The 19,800-nt window shown below is 69.7% G+C and carries 12 protein-coding genes and 1 pseudogene; 9 read left to right on the top strand and 4 right to left on the bottom strand.

The annotated features are described in order from the left end of the window. Positions 1–177: 177 nt before the first annotated feature. Positions 178–2,781 (top strand): alpha-glucan family phosphorylase, encoded by a 2,604-nt coding sequence (gene glgP / locus OG395_RS20585; protein ID WP_327244269.1) that lies wholly within the window; start codon positions 178–180, stop codon positions 2,779–2,781. A 251-nt stretch (positions 2,782–3,032) separates the two neighbouring features. On the opposite strand, the gene OG395_RS20580 is transcribed toward glgP, so the two are convergent. The 3 genes from OG395_RS20580 to OG395_RS20570 form a co-directional block, all read right to left on the bottom strand. Beyond that, positions 3,033–5,060 carry a M4 family metallopeptidase gene (locus tag OG395_RS20580; RefSeq protein WP_327244268.1) on the bottom strand — a complete coding sequence of 676 codons (2,028 nt, stop codon included), beginning with the start codon at positions 5,058–5,060 and terminating at the stop codon, positions 3,033–3,035. An 873-nt stretch (positions 5,061–5,933) separates the two neighbouring features. Further along, positions 5,934–7,937 (bottom strand): ABC transporter ATP-binding protein, encoded by a 2,004-nt coding sequence (locus tag OG395_RS20575; RefSeq protein WP_327244267.1) that lies wholly within the window; start codon positions 7,935–7,937, stop codon positions 5,934–5,936. Further along, a complete protein-coding gene (locus OG395_RS20570) occupies positions 7,934–9,790 on the bottom strand; it encodes an ABC transporter ATP-binding protein (protein ID WP_327244266.1) in 1,857 nt (618 codons plus the stop codon). Before OG395_RS20570 ends, OG395_RS20575 begins: the two co-directional genes overlap by 4 nt. Before the next feature lie 180 nt (positions 9,791–9,970). On the opposite strand from OG395_RS20570, the gene OG395_RS20565 reads away from it, so the two are divergent. From OG395_RS20565 to OG395_RS20550, 4 genes are read left to right on the top strand one after another with little or no spacing between them, the layout of a single operon-like run. Next, entirely contained in the window at positions 9,971–10,873 is a 903-nt protein-coding gene (locus OG395_RS20565; RefSeq protein WP_327244265.1) for an ABC transporter ATP-binding protein, read from the top strand. 1 nt (position 10,874) lies between these two features. After that, on the top strand, positions 10,875–11,651 hold the full coding sequence (locus OG395_RS20560; RefSeq protein WP_327244264.1) for an ABC transporter permease: 777 nt from the start codon (positions 10,875–10,877) through the stop codon (positions 11,649–11,651). Between the two features lie 24 nt (positions 11,652–11,675). After that, positions 11,676–12,965, top strand: coding sequence for a sensor histidine kinase (locus tag OG395_RS20555; protein WP_327244263.1), 1,290 nt, complete (start codon positions 11,676–11,678; stop codon positions 12,963–12,965). Positions 12,966–12,984: 19 nt separating this feature from the next. Beyond that, a complete protein-coding gene (locus tag OG395_RS20550; RefSeq protein ID WP_327244262.1) occupies positions 12,985–13,635 on the top strand; it encodes a response regulator transcription factor in 651 nt (216 codons plus the stop codon). A 24-nt stretch (positions 13,636–13,659) separates the two neighbouring features. On the opposite strand, the gene glgX is transcribed toward OG395_RS20550, so the two are convergent. After that, complete coding sequence (glgX, locus tag OG395_RS20545) at positions 13,660–15,939, bottom strand: glycogen debranching protein GlgX (protein WP_442818579.1); 2,280 nt, start codon at positions 15,937–15,939, stop codon at positions 13,660–13,662. Between the two features lie 286 nt (positions 15,940–16,225). Here glgX and OG395_RS58400 point away from each other — a divergent pair. The 4 genes and pseudogenes from OG395_RS58400 to OG395_RS20525 form a co-directional block, all read left to right on the top strand. Further along, positions 16,226–16,279, top strand: a pseudogene (locus OG395_RS58400) (hypothetical protein); the annotation flags it as partial. A 499-nt stretch (positions 16,280–16,778) separates the two neighbouring features. After that, complete coding sequence (locus tag OG395_RS20535; protein ID WP_327244261.1) at positions 16,779–18,032, top strand: L,D-transpeptidase; 1,254 nt, start codon at positions 16,779–16,781, stop codon at positions 18,030–18,032. 87 nt (positions 18,033–18,119) lie between these two features. Further along, positions 18,120–18,887 carry an enoyl-CoA hydratase/isomerase family protein gene (locus OG395_RS20530; RefSeq protein WP_327244260.1) on the top strand — a complete coding sequence of 256 codons (768 nt, stop codon included), beginning with the start codon at positions 18,120–18,122 and terminating at the stop codon, positions 18,885–18,887. 251 nt (positions 18,888–19,138) lie between these two features. Next, positions 19,139–19,654 (top strand): ATP-binding protein, encoded by a 516-nt coding sequence (locus OG395_RS20525; protein WP_327244259.1) that lies wholly within the window; start codon positions 19,139–19,141, stop codon positions 19,652–19,654. Positions 19,655–19,800 lie beyond the last annotated feature (146 nt).

Below are 19,800 nucleotides of genomic sequence, written 5' to 3'. Positions count from 1 at the left end.
CGCGACGGGGCCGGGGGCGGATCCGGGGGCGGGCGGCTCGCCGGCGTCCGTTCGTTGTGAGCCGGTCGCGCGCCGTGGTTGCGGAGTACGGCACACCGTTACCGTCGAGGGTGACGGAGCGGCGCACACCGTGGTGCGTCCCCTCGGATTCGTACGTCCCCTGTAAAGGTGGAATACGTGAAGGCCATTCGTCGATTCACCGTGCGTCCTGTCCTCCCCGATCCTCTTCAACCGCTCAGCGGCCTCGCCCGCAACCTGCGCTGGTCCTGGCACACCGAGACACGTGAGCTCTTCCAGGCCGTCGACCCGGAGGGCAGGCGGGCGGCGGACTCCGACCCCGTGCGTCTGCTCGGCGCCGTCTCCGCCGGGCGCCTTGCCGAGCTGGCCCGGGACCAGCAGTTTCTGCACCGGCTGACCGAGGTGTCCGCCGCGCTCCAGGAGTATCTCGACGGTCCGCGGTGGTACCAGGAGCAGCTGGCACAGGGTGCGGAACTGCCCGCCGCCGTGGCGTACTTCTCGCCCGAATTCGGTGTGACCGCAGCCCTTCCGCAGTACTCCGGCGGACTCGGTATCCTTGCCGGGGACCATCTGAAGGCCGCCAGCGACCTGGGCGTGCCCCTCGTCGGGGTCGGCCTGCTCTACCGGCACGGCTACTTCCGGCAGAGCCTGTCGCGCGACGGCTGGCAGCAGGAGCACTATCCCCTCCTCGACCCGAACGAACTGCCGCTGACCCTGGTGCGCGAGGTCGACGGAACACCGAGCCGCGTGGTACTGGCCCTTCCGGGTGGCCGCTCGCTCCACGCCTACATCTGGCAGGCCCAGGTCGGCCGCGTTCCTCTGCTCCTGCTCGACTCCGACGTGGAGGAGAACGCGCCGGGCGAACGCGATGTCACGGACCGGCTGTACGGCGGTGGCAGCGAGCACCGGCTGCTGCAGGAGATGCTGCTCGGCATCGGAGGCGTACGAGCCGTGCGGACCTACTGCCGGCTCACCGGGCACGCGGCCCCGGAGGTCTTCCACACCAACGAGGGGCACGCAGGTTTCCTCGGTCTTGAACGCATCCGTGAACTCTCCGGAACCGGGCTGGATTTCGACTCCTCGGTCGAGGCGGTGCGGGCCGGCACGGTGTTCACCACCCACACCCCGGTGCCTGCCGGAATCGATCGCTTCGACCGGGAGCTCATCGCCCGTCACTTCGGCGACGACGGCGAACTGCCGGGTGTCGGGGTCGAGCGGATCCTGCAGCTCGGTATGGAGACGTACCCCGGTGGCGAGCCCACCCTCTTCAACATGGCGGTCATGGGCCTGCGGCTTGCCCAGCGGGCCAACGGCGTCTCCACCCTGCACGGTGCGGTCAGCCGGAACATGTTCGCCGGGCTGTGGCCGGGCTTCGACGCCGCAGAGGTGCCGATCACCTCGGTGACCAATGGCGTTCACGCGCCCACCTGGGTCGCCCCCGAGATCTTCGGGCTGCGAGCCCGGTACGGCGGCACGCCGGGACGCTGGGACGCGGCGGCCGGAATCCCGGACCGTGAGATCTGGGACCTGCGGCGGACGCTGCGCGAACAGCTGGTGACCGAGGTCCGCACGAGGCTTGCCGCCTCCTGGCGCACGCGTGGTGCGGAGCCGGCCGAACTCGGGTGGATCGACGGCGTGCTGGACCCGGATGTGCTGACGATCGGCTTCGCGCGCCGCGTGCCCTCGTACAAGCGGCTGACCCTGATGCTTCGTGACCGCGACCGGTTGATGGAGCTGCTCCTCCACCCGACGCGGCCGATTCAGATTGTTGTCGCAGGCAAGGCACACCCCGCCGACGACAGTGGGAAACGGCTGGTCAAGGAATTGGTCCGGTTCTCCGACGACCCCAGGGTCCGCCACCGCATCGTCTTCCTGCCCGACTACGGGATGGCCATGGCGCAGAAGCTCTACCCCGGCTGCGACGTCTGGCTCAACAACCCGCTGCGGCCGCTGGAGGCCTGTGGCACGAGCGGCATGAAGGCCGCGCTCAACGGCTGCCTCAACCTGTCCGTGCTCGACGGCTGGTGGGACGAGTGGTTCGAACCCGACTTCGGCTGGGCGATCCCGACTGCCGACGGGTCCGCGATGGACGAGGACCGGCGTGACGAGCTGGAGGCGAATGCCCTCTACGAGCTGATCGAGGAGCGGGTGGCACCGCGCTTCTACGACCGGGGCGACGACGGGCTTCCCGGGCGCTGGGTCGAGATGGTCCGCCGCACCGTGGGCACGCTCGGCCCCAAGGTCCTCGCCGGACGCATGGTGCGCGAGTACGTCGAGCGGCTGTACGCCCCCGCCGCGCTCGCCCACCGCTCCTTGGACGCCGCCACGGCGCGGGAGCTCGCGGACTGGAAGGCGCGGGTCCGTGCTGCCTGGCCGCGGGTCGCTGTCGACCATGTGGAGGCCGTGGCGCCCAGCGCGGTCGGCGGTTCGGCCGAGCTGGGGGCGATGCTGGGGCTGCGTGTCCGGATCGCTCTCGGAGCTCTGGAGCCGGACGACGTGGAGGTGCAGGCGGTGGCCGGGCGGGTCGACGCCGCCGACTCGATCTCGGACGCGCAGTTCTTCCCGCTGAAGCCGAGCGGAGGCCAGGACCTGGAGGGCCGCTGGCTGTACGAGGGCCCGCTCGCCCTCGACCGCACGGGCCCCTACGGCTACACGGTGCGAGTGCTTCCCGCTCACCCGCTGCTGGCAACCAGCGCGGAACTCGGCCTGGTCGCACTGCCGACGGAGGCGACGGGTGACGGTGCGGGCCTGCTGATGCGCTGACCACCCGTCCTCCCCGGGGCCCGGCGCCTGTGAGGTGCCGGGCCCCTTCGTCTTCTGAACGCAACGCCTTGACCAAACCACGCGCCATCGTGGAGTGCGGCTCGTACTCCAACCCCAACTACGGCTGCACCGACGAACGCGAAGACGCGACAGCCGCCTACACCCTGGCGCTCGCGGCGAACCGCCCGGGAGGAATGAGAGCTCCTCCCGGGCGGTTCGCCGCATCACGTGCGCGGAATGCGGTGCTGGGTTCAGAAGGTCAGCTTGAAGCTGTTGATGGCGCCGGTGTCACCCGAGTAGACGTCCTGGACCTTCAGCTTCCAGGTGCCGTTGGCGACCTCGGACGAGGCGTTGACGGTGTACGTGGTCTGGACGTTGTCCGCCGAGTCGGAGATCGAGGAGTTCTTCAGCCGGTAGGCCGTGCCGTCCGGAGCGACGAGGTCGATGACGAGGTCACCGCGCCAGGTGTGGGTGATGTCCACGCCGACCTGCAGGGTGCTGGGCGCGTTGCCCGTGATTCCGGTGACGTTGACCGAGCTGGTGACGGCCGCGCCTCCGTCCGGAATGGCGATGCGGGTCGTGTTCTGGAAGACCGTGCCGCCGGTGCCGCCACCGGAGCGCGAGCCGACGTTGACGCCGGCCCAGGCGTCGGCGACCGCCTTGTACTCGGCGCTCGTCGTGCCGTACAGGTCACCGGCCGCGGCGAGGGTACCGGTGCGAGCGGCCGCGTAGTTCGTCGTGGAACTGAACTTGGTGCTGAGCGCCTTGAACCAGATCAGCGCCGCCTTGTCGCGGCCGATGCCGGTGACCGGCAGACCGTCGGAGGTCGGGGAGTTGTACGAGACGCCGTTGATGGTCTTGGCGCCGCTGCCCTCGGAGAGGAGATAGAAGAAGTGGTTCGCGGGACCCGAGGAGTAGTGGACGTCCACTCCGCCGATGCCGGAGTACCAGGCGTCCTTGGACGCGCCGTCCTTGCTCGGCTTGTCCATGTAACGCAGCGGGGTGCCGTTGCCGTTGATGTCGATCTTCTCACCGACCAGATAGTCGCCCAGGTCGGTGGCGTTGTTGGAGTAGAACTCGACCGCGGCGGCCATGATGTCGCTGGTCGCCTCGTTGAGACCGCCGGACTCGCCGCTGTAGACCAGGCCGGCGGTGGCGGAGGTGACACCGTGCGTCATCTCGTGCGCGGCCACGTCGAGGGAGGTCAGCGGTGCGGCGTTGCCGCTGCCGTCCCCGTAGGTCATGCAGAAGCAGCTGTCGTCCCAGAAGGCGTTGACGTAGTTGTTGCCGTAGTGGACGCGGGAGTACGCACCGACGCCGTCGCCCCGGATACCGGTGCGGCCCTGCACGTTCTTGTAGTAGTCCCAGGTCTCGGCCGCGCCGTAGTGCGCGTCCGCCGCGGCCGTCTCGACGTTCGTCGGACTTCCGTTGCCCCAGATGTCGTCGGAGCCGGAGAAGAGCGTCCCGGTGCCGGACGTGCCGTGGTTCAGGTTGTACGTCTTGTGGTTGCCGCGCGTCGTGTCGGTCAGCGTGTACGACGGTGCGGTGCCGAGCGTGACCTGGCCGCTGTACTGGGTGTTGCCGGTGCCGGTCTCGATGGCCTGCCACTCGTAGAGCTTCGCACCGGTGGAGGCGTCAGTGACGACGTGCAGTTCGTTGGGGGTGCCGTCGTCCTGGAGTCCGCCGACGACGGTCTCGTAGGCGAGCTGCGGCTTGCCCTGGGCCATCCAGACCACCTTGCGCGGTGCCCGGTCGGCGACGGTCTTCTTGGAACCGGCAGCCTTGGCCGCACCGAGAGCCTGCGCCTCGGCCTTGGCCGGGGCGACGTCGGCGGCGGTGTCGACGGCCTTCAGCTGTGCAGAGGTGACCTTGGACGCCTTGGTGACGCCTTCGGTCTCACCGGCCTTGGACTCCTGGACGATCAGGTCGCCGCCGAGGACCGGGAGCCCGCTGAAGGTGCGCTCGTAACGCGTGTGCGTGGTGCCGTCGTTGTCCTGGATGACGTCCCGGACGACGAGCTTCTCCTGAGAGCCGAGACCGAGCTCCTTGGCCGTGGCCGCCTTGCTCGCGTTGGCCTCGCGGATCAGCTCGGCACGCGCGGAGGGGGAGAGCTGCTTGGCCAGCGCGCCGTGCTTGGCGTTGGTGGCGACCGGGGCGGCAGCGGCGGAACCGCCGGCTGTGGCAGTTGCCGTGCCCGTCTGGACTCCTACGGCGAGGAGGGCTGCTACGGCTATCAGAGCGCCGGTCGCGGTGGCGCGACGGCTGGGCGTGGATCTCACGCGGACTCCTTCTGCGAGGGGGGTACCGGTGGCTGGGTGAGCCGACCGGGCAGAGCAGGCGGTGCGCGGAACGGGGGAAGAGTGTCAGCAGATGGATGTTCCTGTCAGGACCGCGTCAACAAGTTGGCCGGAATTCGTCCGTTGCTAGAAAGGTCATGTTCGTTAAGCGGACGTTTCGCCGATCGTTACCGCGAAGGCGTCCACGGTCCCGAGCGGCCGATTTCGAAGAGTGGGTCCGGGTCGAGCTCGAACACATCGTGTTCGAACGGCGCGTTCGGCGCGGGGTCGTGGCCACCGGCCGAAAGTGTCTTGAATTGTGGCTCGTTCTGAACGGGTCAGCCCTTGTCGTGCAGCAAAGGCCAGGTAAAGCGCCGGGCGACGCGGCCGGCCGTGGCGGCTTCCGCGCGGTTCGCAAGGGCAAGGGCAAGGAGGAGGAAGGCGGCTCGCGGCGGCTCGCTCTGTGTGCCGTGCGGCCCCCGGGCTCAGAAGGGAGTTGGCTCCCGTGAGGATCGGCGCGTGAGGGCCGGCCGGCGAGTGCCCCGGCCGTCCGCGTCTTCAGCGGCACGGCTCCACACCGACAGCGGCGAGCGCCGTGCGAAGTCCTGGATCAGTGGCAGAGCATGCGGTGATCCGCACGGCGATCCGGACCACGCCCGGCAACACGGGGAGCTCCTGGCCAAGGGCGCGGACGGCCCCCGGGAACACGTGCTGTTCCTGGGCCGCGGTGACGACCTGGCAGCGCGACGGGTCGGGGTCAGGCCGGCAACGGAACCTGCCCCACCGCTACCGAGCCGGTGCGCGGCACCGCCGCACCGGCCGGTCGTCCGTCCGGCGTGGTTGTGCCGACGCCGGTGGTTGTTGCCGGGAAGCGGGTCAGGCCAGGCTTTCCCGCCAGGCGCGGTGGAGCCCGGCGAACCGGCCGGTACCGCCGATGAGTTCGGACGGGGAGCCGTCCTCCACGATCCGGCCGTGCTCCATGACCAGTACCCGGTCCGCGATCTCCACGGTCGACAGCCGGTGGGCGATCACGACCGCGGTGCGGCCGTGCAACACCGTGTCCATGGCCCGTTGCACGGCGCGTTCGCCGGGGATGTCGAGGGAACTCGTCGCTTCGTCGAGGATCAGGACCGCTGGGTCCGCGAGCAGGGCGCGGGCGAAGGCGACCAGTTGGCGCTGGCCCGCCGAGATCCGACCGCCCCTCTTGCGGACATCCGTGTCGTACCCGTCGGGCAGTCCGCTGATGAAGTCGTGCGCGCCGATCGCCTTCGCGGCCCGCTCGATCTCCTCGCGAGGGGCCTCCGGACGGCCGATGGCAATGTTCTCGGCGACCGTCCCCGAGAAGAGAAACGCCTCCTGGGTCACCATCACGACGCCGCGCCGCAGTTCGGGCATGGCCAGATCACGCAGATCCGTCCCGTCCAGCAGTACCCGGCCGTCGGTCGGGTCGTAGAACCGGGCCAGTAGCTTGGCGAGGGTCGACTTCCCGGCTCCTGTCGAGCCGACCACGGCCACGGTCTGCCCCGCCGGGATCGTCAGGTCGAAGCGGGGCAGCACTTCGCCGCCCGTGCGGTAGGCGAATCTCACCGAGTCGAAGGAGACGTCCCGCCCCGGGTGCTCACCCGTGCGGGCAGGCAGCTCCCGCGGGTTCGTCGCCTCGGGGACGGTGGGGGTCTGGGCCAGCAGCCCCGCGATCTTCTCCAGCGAAGCCGCGGCCGACTGGTAGGAGTTGAGGAACATGCCGAGCCGGTCTATCGGGTCGTACAGCCGTCGCAGGTAGAGCACGGCAGCGGCAAGCACGCCGAGCGCGAGCGTCCCCGAGGCGACTCGGTACGCACCCCACAGCACGATCCCGGCGACCGCCGTGTTGGCGACCAAGCGGGAGCCGACCACGTAGCGCGCCATCTCCAGCAGCGCGTCGCCGTTCGTCCGGCAGTGCCGCTGGTTGAGCCGCTCGAATTCTGTGTCGTTGATGCGCTCGCGACGGAACGCCTGGACGGGACGGATCCCGTTGATCGTCTCCGCGAACTTCACGATGACCGATGCGATCGCTGTCGACCGGGCGGCGTAGATCACCCCGGCGCGTCGCTGGTAGAGCCGCACCAGCAGATACAGCGGTACGAACGAGAGGACGGCGACCGTTCCGAGACCGGCGTCCAGCCACAGCAGCAACAACGAGATGGAGATGAAGGAGAGCACGACCCCGATCAGTTCCTGCAACCCCTCGCTGAGGAGCTCCCGCAGCGACTCCACATCCGTGGTGGACCGGGAGATCAGCCGGCCCGAGGTGTAGCGCTCATGGAAGTCCACGCTCAGTGCCTGCGCATGACGGAAGATCCGCCCCCGGAGATCGAGCAGCACGTCCTGGTTGATCCGGGCGGAGGCCTGGATGAACGCGTACTGCATGCTCCCCGCGCCGGCCGAACAGAGCGCGTACCCGATGGCCACGGCGATCAGCGGTCCGTAGTCCTTGTCGCGGAACGCGGGTACGCCGCTGTCGATGGCGTAGGCGACGAGCAGCGGGCCCGCCTGGACCGCAGCCTGCTGGATCAGCAGGAACAGCGCGGCGACCACCACCCTGCCCCTGAGCGGGCCGAGCAGGGACAGCAGCAGAGCGCGGGTCGCGCCGCGCGGAGTGGGCAGGTCGTCCTGGTCGAAGGGGTCCTGGGCGCCGGAGGCGGAGCCGGGCTCGGGCGCGGCCTTCGGCGGCTTCCGTGTGGTGTCGTCCGGGCTTGTTGCCGGTCGGTCACGGGTCAGGGTGTCCGTATCGGTACCTCTGGCCGCGGCTGCGGTGCCAGTGGTTGCGTCGGTGCCGCTCGGGGGCTCGTTCTCGTCGCTGCCGCCCGCTCCCGCGGGGCGTCCGGTCGTTGCGTCGGTCATCGGGTGCTGTCCTTCTCGGCAGGGACGACCATGGCAGGCATGCCGTCGGTGGACAGGAATTCGGGTGCGTCCCCGGCGCCGGACATCAGCCAGGCGTACTCGGCGTTGCTGCGCAGCAGTTCCTGGTGGGTGCCCACGGCGCTGATCCGGCCCTCGGACAGCAGCGCCACGCGGTCCGCGAGCATCACGGTGGACGGCCGGTGGGCGACCACGATGGCGGTGGTCGACTCGAGCACGCGCCGCAGTGCGGCCTCCACCAGCGCCTCCGTGTGTACGTCCAAGGCGGAGAGCGGGTCGTCGAGCACCAGGAAGCGCGGCTGCCCGACGACGGCGCGGGCCAGTGCGAGGCGCTGCCGCTGGCCTCCGGAGAGACTGAGCCCCTGCTCGCCGACCTGGGTGTGGATGCCTTCCGGCAGGTCGTACACGAAGTCGGCCTGGGCGATCGAGAGCGCCCGCCGCAGCTCGTCTTCGCCGGCGCCGTCGGCGCCCATGAGGACGTTCTCCCCGACGCTCGCCGAGAAGAGCGTCGGCTCCTCGAACGCCACGGACACCAGTCCACGCAGCTGTTCACGCCGCATGGTGGTGATGTCGGTGCCGTCCAGCGTGATCCGCCCGGCGGTGGCGTCGTGCAGCCTCGGGACGAGGGCGGTGAGCGTCGTCTTCCCCGATCCGGTGGCCCCGACCAGGGCCATCGTCTCGCCGGAGCGGATCCGCAGATCGATCCGGGTCAGCACGGGTGCGGAGCCCGACTCCGCGTCGGGGTAGCGGAACTCGACGCCTTCGAAGACCATTCCGCCGTCCGCGTGCTGCTGCGAGGGCGGCGGGGAGGACTGCGAGGAAGACTCGTCGGCGGTCTCGCGCTCCTCCGCCGCATCCATCACCTCGAAGAACCGCGCGGTCGCCGTCGCCGACTCCTGGCTCATCGCCAGAAGGAAACCGATCGACTCGACCGGCCACCGCAGCGCGAGAGCGGTCGACAGGAACGCCACCAGCGTGCCCGCCGAGAGATCTCCGTCGGCGACCTGGATCGTGCCGAGAACCAGGGCCGCGCCGATCGCCAGCTCCGGGATCGTGGTGATGAAGGCCCAGATGCCGGCCAGCAGCCGGGCCTTGTCGAGTTCGGTGCCGCGCAGTCGCTGCGAGAGGCCGTGGAAGGCCAGAGCCTGGCTCCGGTGCCTTCCGAAGCCCTTGATGATCCGGATGCCGAGGACGCTCTCCTCGACGACCGTCGTCAGATCGCCGACCTGGTCCTGGGCCTTGCGCGCCACCACCGCGAACTTCGTCTCGAAGACGGAGCAGAGAATCACCAGCGGCACGACCGGTACGAGCAGCACCAGGCCCAGCGTCCACTGCTGCACCAGCAAAATGATGAAACCCGCCACGATGGTGGTGGCGTTGACCAGGAGAAACGTCAGCGGGAATGCCAGGAACATGCGCAGCAGCATCAGGTCCGTGGTTCCGCGTGACAGCAGCTGCCCGGACGACCAGCGGTCGTGGAAGGCCACCGGCAGCCGTTGCAGATGCCGGTACAGGTCGGCCCGCATCGATGCCTCGACGCCCGCCAGCGGCCGCGCCACCAGCCATCGCCGCAGCCCGAAGAGCAGTGCCTCGGCGATGCCCAGCACCAACAGGTACAGCGCACCGAGCCAGACTCCGCCCGGATCACGGTGCGCGACCGGGCCGTCCACGATCCACTTCAGTACGAGGGGTATCACCAGGCCGAGGCAGGAGGCGACGATCGCCACGGCTGCCGCGCCGAACAGGCGGATACGTACAGGCTTCACGTAAGGCCACAGCCGCAGCAGGGAGCGCGCGGCGGACCGGTCCTTGGGCTCTACATGTGTTTCGGGCATCAGGGGCGAGCCTACGGTTCACCACTGACATCGCTCATCTGGTTTTCGTCGCTCTGTCGACATCTCGCCTCCAATGGCCCGAGACCGTCAGGTCGTACCCCGGAGTCAACCGATCGGCCGATGCCGTTCCGAGCGTGATGGCCGATGCGCCCGGGGCCGGCCGACGGGACCCTCGTACCCATGGCAATCATCGAAGTGAACGCGGTGCACAAGGCCTACGCCGGGCGCACCGCGGTGGACGGGGTGACGTTCGCCGTCGACGAGGGGGAGATCTTCGGGATTCTCGGCCCCAACGGCGCGGGCAAGACCACGACCGTCGAATGCGTCGAGGGTCTGCGGATCCCCGACTCCGGTACGGTCCGGGTCGCCGGACTCGACCCCGTCGCCGACCACGGACAAGTGACGCAACTGCTGGGCGCCCAGCTCCAGGAGAGCGAGCTGCAGGCGAAGCTCACGGTCCGCGAGGCGCTGGAGCTGTACAGCGCCTTCCATCCGAACCCCGCCGACTGGCGGACCCTGGCCGAACGGCTCGGTCTGCACACCAAGCTCACCACGCGCTTCGCCAAGCTGTCGGGCGGTCAGAAGCAGCGGCTTTCCATCGCCCTCGCCCTGGTCGGCAACCCACGGGTCGTGGTGCTCGACGAGCTGACCACCGGACTTGATCCGCGGGCCCGCCGTGACACCTGGCAACTGATCGAAGAGGTACGGGACAGTGGTGTGACCGTCCTCCTCGTCACCCATTTCATGGAGGAGGCGCAACGGCTCTGCGACCGGATCGCGGTGATCGACCGGGGGAGTGTCGTGGCCCTTGACACCCCGTCCGGTCTGATCAGCAAGGCAGGCAGCTCCACGGTCATCTCCTTCACGCCGTCACAGCCGCTCGACGACACCGAGCTGGGCCTGCTGCCCGGGGCGGTCTCCGTCGAGCAGAACGACGGCCGGATCGTCATCAACGGCACCGACGAGACGGTCAACGCGGTCATCTCGCTGCTGGCCCGCCACCGCGTAACGGCACACCAGCTCCGCGTCTCCGAGGCCACTCTGGACGACGCGTTCCTCGACCTCACAGAACAGGCGGCGTGAGATGACCACGGCGAGCCCGGCCAGGACACAGACCGCGACCACCCCATGGGCAGCGGTACTCAGGACCGAGACACGGCTCTTCCTCCGCGAGCCCGGAAGCCTGTTCTGGATCCTCGTCTTCCCGACCGCGCTGCTGACGATCCTCGGCCTGATCCCGTCCTTCCGGGACCCCGACGACGCGCTCGGCGGCCGCCGCGTCATCGACTTGTACGTACCGGTGTCGGTGCTGCTCGCCATGATCATGGCCGGGATCGGGGCCATGCCGACCGTCCTCACCGGCTACCGCGAGCGCGGGATCCTGCGCCGGATGTCGACCACTCCGGTGCCGCCGTCCGCCCTGCTCACCGCGCAGATCGCCCTGCACGGCGCCGCGGCCCTCGGCTCCGCCGCGCTGGTGATGACCGTCGGCCGCGCCGTCTTCGGCGTGAGGCTGCCCGGACAGCCCTTCGGCTACGTCCTGGCGCTGCTCCTGGCGACCGCGAGCGTCCTCAGCCTCGGCGCGCTGGTGTGCGCGCTTTCCCGCACCACCAAGGCATCCTCCGCCATCAGCACGGTCGCCAACTTCGTGATGATGTTCACCGCCGGGGTCTGGATCCCGGTGCAGACCATGCCCGACACCCTCCGGCGCATCGTAGAGGTCACCCCGTTCGGCGCGGCCTCCCAGGCACTGGACCGGGCGGCTTCCGGCGGCTGGCCCGGCTGGGTACAGCTGGGCGTCATGGCGCTGTGGGCGGCCCTGGTGACCCTGCTCGCGACCCGTCTGTTCCGATGGGAGTGACCAGTTCCGGGGGAGACTTCACCCATGAACGCGGGGGACAGGGCTGAGGCGACGACAACCGGACCGACGACGGCCGCGCAGTTGGGGGACCGGTTCTTCCGGTACGGGCCGTACGGTCTGCTCGGCCTGGGCACCGCGGTCTCGGCCGTGGCCGCCGACCTCATCATGTCCCGCGCGGACGTGTACGCCGTCGCGGTACTGGTTCCGGTGGCGCTCGTCCTCCAGCTCTGGTGGGGGCGGGTGCGGCCGGGTGTTCCCCCGAAGTCGCGGGCGGCGCAGTTCTACTTCGTCGCCCGCACGTTGCTCGCCTTCGCCCTGACCTGGTGCAACCCGTTCTTCTCGATGTTCGCAGTGCTCGGCTACTTCGACGCGGGCCGGCTGCTCCCGGATCGGGCCTTCCGGGCCGGACTGCTCGCCACCGCCGTCATCATGGCGGGCTCGCAGTCCGGCAGTGGCCTCCCGCCGGACACTCTCATGAACTGGATCGCCTTCGGCATCCTCCTTGCCCTGCACGGGACTCTCACGATGGTGTTCGCCCAGATCGGCGACCGGGAGGCCGAGCACGCCCGCAACCAGGTCGACACCATCACCGAGCTGGAGTCCGCCAACGCCCGTCTCGAACAGGCCCTCGCGGAGAACGCGGGCCTGCACGCCCAACTTCTCGTCCAGGCGCGCGAGGCGGGCGTCGCCGACGAGCGGCGCCGGCTCGCCGCCGAGATCCACGACACGCTCGCCCAGGGCCTGACCGGCATCATCGCCCAGCTCCAGGTGGTGACCTCGGTCGCCGACACCGATCCTGCTCTGGCCAGGCAGCACCTCGACCGTGCCGCCGCACTGGCCCGGCACAGCCTGGGCGAGGCGCGTCGCTCGGTGCACGATCTGGTTCCTGCCGCACTGGAGCACGACGACCTTCCGGGCGCGCTGAAGAAGACGGTCACCGGCTGGGCCGAACGCCACGGGGTCCGGGCCGAGTTCACTGTCACCGGTACCGCCGAGCCGGTCCACGACGAGATAGCCGCCACCTTGCTCCGTATCGCCGAGGAAGCCCTCGCCAACACCGGCCGCCATGCCCGGGCCGCACGGGTCGGCCTCACCCTGTCCTTCATGGGCGACGAACTGACCCTGGACGTGCGGGACGACGGCTGCGGCTTCGACCCGGCCGCCCTGCCGCCGCACAGCGGCGCGGGCGGTTTCGGGCTCCGCGGCATGCGGGCCCGCGCCGAACGCATCGCGGGCACCGTCGAGGTGGAGACGGAGCCGGGCCGCGGCACGGCGGTCTGCGCCCGGGTGCCACTGGTTCAGCACCCCCGATGACCAGTACGGTTGGCCTGCCATGGCTGAGGATTCCGCACGTGTCATCACGCTCGTCGTCGTCGACGACCACCCCGTCGTACGGGACGGTCTGCGCGGCATGTTCGATTCGGCCCCCGGCTTCCGGGTCCTCGGGGAGGCGTCGAACGGGGTGGAGGGCGTCGGCCTCGTGGCCCGGCTCGACCCCGATGTCGTTCTGATGGATCTGCGGATGCCGGGCGGCGGCGGAGTCGCTGCGATCGCCGAACTGACCGCGCGCGGCGCCCGTTCCAAGGTGCTCGTCCTCACCACGTATGACACCGACTCCGACACGCTGCCCGCGATCGAGGCGGGCGCAACCGGCTATCTGCTCAAGGACGCGCCCCGCGACGAGTTGTTCAACGCCGTTCGCGCCGCCGCCGACGGACGTACCGTGCTGTCGCCCGCGGTCGCCTCCCGGCTCGTCTCGCGGGTACGTGCCCCCGGCGCGGTGGGCCACGAGGCGCTGTCCGCACGCGAGCGCGAGGTGCTCGAACTGGTCGCCAAGGGCACCTCGAACCGGGAGATCGCCGCCGAACTGTTCGTCAGCGAGGCAACGGTGAAGACCCATCTCACGCACATCTTCGCGAAACTGGGCGCCAAGGACCGCGCCGCGGCCGTCGCGACCGCCTACGAGCGCGGCATCCTCGGCTGAGCCGGCCGTCCGCCCTGTTCCGCATCACTCACTGACGCGCAGCAGCACCACAGCCCTGGCCGGCACCGTCAGCGTCTCGGAGCCACGGTGCACGGTCCCCGGAGCGGTGGACTGGTCCTCCCGCGAGGTGTCCAGCACCAGTTCGTACGCCTGCGCCCACGGCGGACCGGGAAGCCGGAAGCTGCTCGGGCGGTCGGCGGCGTGCAGGATCGCCAGGAAGCTGTCGTCCGTGACCTGTTCGCCGCGCGCGTCCCGGCCCGGGATGTCACGCCCGGAGAGATAGAGCCCGACGGTCGCGGCCGGTGCGTACCAGTCCTCCTCCGTCATCTCCGTCCCCTGCCGGGTGAACCACGCGAGGTCCCGCAGCCCGTCCGCGGCCTGCGGCCGGCCGGAGAAGAAGGCGCGGCGGCGCAGCACCGCATGGGTGTGGCGCAGCGCGAGCAGCCGCGCCGTCAGCTCGGTCAGTTCCCGCCACTGCGGCTGGTCGAGCAGCGACCAGTCCAGCCAGCCGATCTCGTTGTCCTGGCAGTAGGCGTTGTTGTTGCCGCCCTGCGTCCGGCCCATCTCGTCGCCCGCGACCAGCATCGGCACCCCGGTCGACAGCAGCAGGGTGGTGAGCAGATTGCGCAGCTGGCGGCGGCGCAGCGCGTTGATCCCGGGGTCGTCGGTCTCGCCCTCGGTGCCGCAGTTCCAGGCCCGGTTGTCCGACGTGCCGTCCCGGTTGCCCTCGCCGTTGGCCTCGTTGTGCTTCTGCTCGTAACTGACCAGATCGCGCAGCGTGAAGCCGTCGTGCGCGGTGATGAAGTTGACCGATGCGTACGGCCGGCGGCCGCCCCACGCGTACAGATCGCTGGATCCGGTCAGCCGGTAGCCGAGGTCCCGTACGTCGGGCAGGGCGCCGCGCCAGAAGTCCCGTACGGCATCCCGGTAGCGGTCGTTCCACTCCGTCCACAGCGGAGGGAAGGCGCCGACCTGGTAGCCGCCGTTGCCGACGTCCCATGGTTCCGCGATGAGCTTCACCCGGCGCAGCACCGGGTCCTGGGCGATCACCGCGAGGAACGGGGACAGCATGTCGACGTCGTGCATCGAGCGGGCCAGCGCCGCCGCCAGATCGAAGCGGAAGCCGTCGACGCCCATCTCGGTGACCCAGTACCGCAGCGAGTCCGTGATCAGCCGCAGCACATGCGGCTGCACCACATGCAGGGTGTTTCCGCAGCCGGTGTAGTCGGTGTATCTCCGGGCGTCGGACTGGAGCCGGTAGTAGCCGCGGTTGTCGATGCCGCGCAGTGACAGCATCGGACCCAGCTCACTCGCCTCTGCCGTGTGGTTGTAGACCACGTCGAGGATGACCTCGATCCCGGCGTCGTGCAGCGCCCGCACCATCCGCTTGAACTCGCCGACCTGCTGGCCTCCCGTACCGCTCGCCGAGTAGTCCGCGTGCGGGGCGAAGTAGCCGATGGAGTTGTATCCCCAGTAGTTGTGCAGTCCGCGCCGCAGCAGGTGGTCCTCGTGGGCGAACTGATGCACCGGCAGCAGCTCCACCGCCGTCACGCCGAGCCGCGTCAGGTGGCCGATGGCCGCCGGGTGGGCGAGTCCGGCGTACGTGCCCCGGAGCTCCTCCGGGATCTCCGGGTGCCGCTTGGTGAAGCCACGCACATGCAGTTCGTAGATGACGGAGTCGGCCCACGGGGTCTTGGGGCGCCGGTCCTCCGCCCAGTCGTCGTCATCGTGGACGACGACACCTTTCGGTACGTACGGAGCGGAGTCCCGTTCGTCCCGGACGGTGTCGGCGACCTGTTGCTGCGGCCAGTCCCGCACATGGCCGTAGACCTCGGCCGGGAGGGTGAACGAGCCGTCCACCGCACGTGCGTACGGATCGAGCAGCAGTTTCGCCGGGTTCCAGCGGGCACCCGTCCAAGGGTCCCAGCGGCCGTGCACCCGGTAGCCGTACCGCTGACCCGGCTGTACACCCGGCACGAAACCGTGCCAGATCTCATGGGTCAGCTCGGTCAGCGGGAGGCGTGTCTCGTCCCCCTCGTCGTCGAAGAGACAGAGCTCGACCGCCTCGGCCCCGCCCGCCCAGAGCGCGAAGTTGGTGCCCGCCACCCCGTCCGGGCCCACCCGGAAACGGGCTCCGAGCGGCATCGGCGCACCGGGCCACACGGCCGGAGGCCGCTGCCCGCCGTCGAGCACCCGCTCTTTCACCGGGCCGGTCCCGGCCTCGGCCCCCGCCTCCTTCGACGTCCGCTCCAGAACCTTCCTGACCGACTCCCGCACTGCCTCCTGCTCGGCTGCGCTCGACACCTCTCAGCCTCCCGCGGCTCATCGGACCCGGCGCCGAAGAGGAGCGCACGGCGTCCCGGCCGTGGCTCCTCCCATGTGGTCCTCCCCTCTGTTCTGCCCACAGTGGGGCCCGCACTCACGTTTCCCCCGGTCGGCCCTGGTCGCTGCGGGGGCGTGAACCACAACGCGAGGAAGGCAGGGGCGAGCACGGTCACCGCGCTGACATGGGCAGGACCGCTCGCCGCACCGGCCGCGCTGTTCGTACCGACCGGTGAGACCTGACAACAGGTCGACCGTCGGCACCGGCATGATCGTGACCTTCCGCTTCAACCGGGCGATCGAGAACCGTGCGGCGGTGCAGCGGGCCATCCGGATCGACGCGGAGCCGGCCGTCGAGGTGGTGGGCCGCTGGTTCGGCGGCGAGTACGGCATCAAGGACGTCCCGCAGGCCGGCCGGCTGGTTCTTCGGCCGGACGCTCATCGGGGACGTCGTCGAGGTCGTCAACTCCAAGGACAGGCACGTGGCGCCGGACAACGGGCTCGGCGGACGGAACCTGAGCCGGACCCAGTGGAGGGCGGGCTCCGCGTGCCGTTGAAGCGCGTCCGCGCCGAAGCTCCCCGGGACCTCCCGAGGGTGTTCTGAACCGGGACGGGCCGGCCGGGCGCCCTTGCGCCCTACCAGGCGTCACCTGGTGCATTCCTGGGACAACTTGGGACTGAACGGTGACATCCTCGGGGGGATCTCTCAAAGGTCCGTGTGATTATCTTTCGCTAGCGCGCATGTGCAGCGCGCGGGGGTAGGAGCCTGCAGGCTCCCGGGGCCATGGCGGGGCCAGGCCGTGTGAGGGGAGACGACCACATTGAACGGGCAGCCGATATCGGGGACATCGGTCGGGGCGGACAGCGGACGGCGTGGTCGGGGGACCGCCGGACTGCTGGCTCTGGTACTGGGTGCGCTGCTGTTGCTGGTGACGGCGTGCGGCGGGGGAGACACCGACGCCGGAGACAAGGGCGGGAAGAGCGGCGGCGGCAGGAGCGCGGACACGACCGCCTCGCAGGCGGTGGTGACCGTCGCGCCCAAGGACGGTGCCGACTTGGTGGCCACCAGCGGGGCGCTGAAGATCTCCGCCGACCAGGGCAAGCTGACCACGGTCCAGGTCGCGGACCCCAAGGGCGTCGAGGTCGAGGGCAAGATCGCGGCGGACGGCGCGAGCTGGGAGCCCGAGCAGCACCTGGCCGCGGCGACGAAGTACACGGTCCACGCGATCGCCAAGGACGCCAAGGGCCGCGAGTCGGCCAAGGACACCACGTTCACCACGCTGGTCCCGAAGAACACCTTCATCGGGCAGTACACGCCGGAGGACGGTTCCACGGTCGGCGTCGGCATGCCGGTCTCGATCCACTTCACCCGCGGTATCACCGACCCCGAAGCGGTCGAGAAGGCCATCGAGGTGACGGCGGAGCCGGCGGTACAGGTCGAGGGCCACTGGTTCGGCAACGACCGCCTGGACTTCCGCCCGGAGAAGTACTGGGCCGCGGGCACCAAGGTGACCGTGAAGCTCAACCTCGACGGCGTCGAGGGACGCCCCGGGGTCTACGGCAAGCAGGCCAAGACGGTCTCGTTCACCATCGGCCGCAGCCAGGTCAGCCATGTCGACGCGAGCACGCACCGGATGAAGGTCGTCCGTGACGGCAAGCAGATCAAGAACATCCCGATCTCCGCGGGCGCTCCTGCGACCACCACGTACAACGGTCAGATGGTCATCAGCGAGAAGCTCAAGGTGACCCGGATGAACGGCGACACCGTCGGCTTCGGCGGCGAGTACGACATCAAGGACGTGCCGCACGCGATGCGTCTGTCCACGTCGGGCACTTTCATCCACGGGAACTACTGGGGCGCGCCCTATGTCTTCGGTTCGACCAACACCAGCCACGGCTGCGTCGGTCTGCAGGACGTGCGCGGCGCGTGGAGCAAGAAGACCCCGGCTGCCTGGTTCTTCGACAACTCGCTCATCGGCGACGTCGTGATCGTGAAGAACTCCCACGACAAGACCATCCAGCCGGACAACGGCCTCAACGGCTGGAACATGACCTGGGCGGAGTGGACCAAGTAGTCCGCGAAGCACGACATAACGGCGGGCCCGGTGCTGTGACCAACAGCACCGGGCCCGCCGTCGTTAGCGACGGTTAACCTGCCTCTCATGACCGTAACCCTCGAAGCAAGCGACGGCGTCGGCACGATCCGGCTGGACCGTCCGCCCATGAACGCCCTGGACGTCGCCACCCAGGACCGGCTGCGTGAACTCGCCGAGGAGGCGACGCGGCGCGACGATGTGCGCGCCGTCATCCTCTACGGCGGTGAGAAGGTGTTCGCGGCGGGTGCGGACATCAAGGAGATGCAGGCGATGGACCACACGGCGATGGTCGTGCGGTCCAAGGCGTTGCAGGACTCCTTCACCGCGGTGGCCCGCATCCCCAAGCCTGTCGTCGCCGCCGTCACCGGTTATGCGCTCGGTGGCGGCTGCGAGCTGGCGCTCTGCGCCGACTTCCGGATCGCCGCCGACAACGCCAAGTTGGGCCAGCCCGAGATTCTGCTTGGCCTGATTCCCGGCGCGGGCGGCACCCAGCGGTTGGCCCGGCTGGTCGGCCCGTCCAAGGCCAAGGACCTGATCTTCACCGGCCGTCACGTGAGGGCCGAAGAGGCACTGGCGATCGGCCTGGTGGACCGGGTGGTGCCCGCGGCCGAGGTGTACGAGCAGGCGCACGCCTGGGCGGCCCGGCTGGCCAAGGGGCCGGCTCTCGCGCTGCGCGCGGCGAAGGAGTCGGTCGACGCGGGACTGGAGACGGACATCGACACCGGTCTCACGATCGAGCGGAATTGGTTCGCCGGTCTGTTCGCCACCGAGGACCGTGAGCGCGGTATGCGCAGCTTTGTCGAAGAGGGACCGGGCAAGGCCAAGTTCCTCTGACCGAACGCCAGTTGGGCACAGACTGCCGCGGATTCATCCGTGCGAGCGGATTGGCTGAGCCTTAAGGGAACCTTAAGGCTCAGCGCTCGGATGACCCCGGCAACCTCGCGCGGACGGGGCATACACGCAGGTCAGCGGCAGTATCGAGCATCGCATTCTGCCGCTGGCATATGCCTGCCGACCACTACGGAATGTCCTATTCCGGGGTAGGGATTCCTTCGGAACGGCCCCGGAGTGCCCGCCGTGCGGCCATGATGGTGGACATGGCGGGCCTGGAGGGTGTGGAACAGCCGCGACAACGCAGCGGCGCGACTGCGGCACGCTGGATGCCGGCTGTCGAGGACGAACAGGCGTTCAAGGCGCTGGAGTTGTTCGGAAATCCGGCGGAGGACGAAGTCAGGCTGCCGTCCCGTCCGGAGTCCGCGGCCACCGCCCGGCGGCTCACCTCCTGCGTGGTGCTGCGCCAGTGGGCGCTTTCCCCGCAGACCGCCGAGCATGCCGTCCTGCTCGTCTCGGAACTCGTCGGCAATGCGGTACGGCACACGGGTGCGCGCATTTTCGGGCTGCGGATGCTGCGCCGTCGCGGCTGGATCCGGATCGAGGTGCGCGATCCCTCGCGCGGGCTGCCGTGCCTCATGCCGGTCCAGGAGATGGACATCAGCGGCCGCGGGCTCTTTCTCGTCGACAAGCTCTCCGACCGCTGGGGGGTGGATCTGCTGCCGCGCGGCAAGACCACCTGGTTCGAGATGCGGATCTCCGACCACTGAGCCGATCCGGTCCCCGTCCCTGCGCCCTCTGTGACGACACCCGGCACGACGCACAGAAGCCCCCGGTCGGCCGTGGTGCGGCGCTGCGGGGGCTTCTGTGTGGGGACCGTGAAATGGGGGGTGTGTTCACGGCCGCTCTGGACGAC

This window comes from Streptomyces sp. NBC_01320 (assembly GCF_035974375.1).
Taxonomy (GTDB): domain Bacteria; phylum Actinomycetota; class Actinomycetes; order Streptomycetales; family Streptomycetaceae; genus Streptomyces; species Streptomyces yanii.
This window is presented reverse-complemented; position numbering and strand designations above follow the sequence as displayed.

What these genes read in the sequence shown, in the direction of transcription:
- OG395_RS20575 (WP_327244267.1), bottom strand. Translation starts at nt 7,937, where the DNA reads ATGACCGACGCAACGACCGGACGCCCCGCGGGAGCGGGCGGCAGCGAC.
- OG395_RS20570 (WP_327244266.1), bottom strand. Translation starts at nt 9,790, where the DNA reads ATGCCCGAAACACATGTAGAGCCCAAGGACCGGTCCGCCGCGCGCTCC.
- OG395_RS20565 (WP_327244265.1), top strand. Translation starts at nt 9,971, where the DNA reads ATGGCAATCATCGAAGTGAACGCGGTGCACAAGGCCTACGCCGGGCGC.
- OG395_RS20560 (WP_327244264.1), top strand. Translation starts at nt 10,875, where the DNA reads ATGACCACGGCGAGCCCGGCCAGGACACAGACCGCGACCACCCCATGG.
- OG395_RS20555 (WP_327244263.1), top strand. Translation starts at nt 11,676, where the DNA reads ATGAACGCGGGGGACAGGGCTGAGGCGACGACAACCGGACCGACGACG.
- OG395_RS20550 (WP_327244262.1), top strand. Translation starts at nt 12,985, where the DNA reads ATGGCTGAGGATTCCGCACGTGTCATCACGCTCGTCGTCGTCGACGAC.
- OG395_RS20530 (WP_327244260.1), top strand. Translation starts at nt 18,120, where the DNA reads ATGACCGTAACCCTCGAAGCAAGCGACGGCGTCGGCACGATCCGGCTG.
- OG395_RS20525 (WP_327244259.1), top strand. Translation starts at nt 19,139, where the DNA reads ATGATGGTGGACATGGCGGGCCTGGAGGGTGTGGAACAGCCGCGACAA.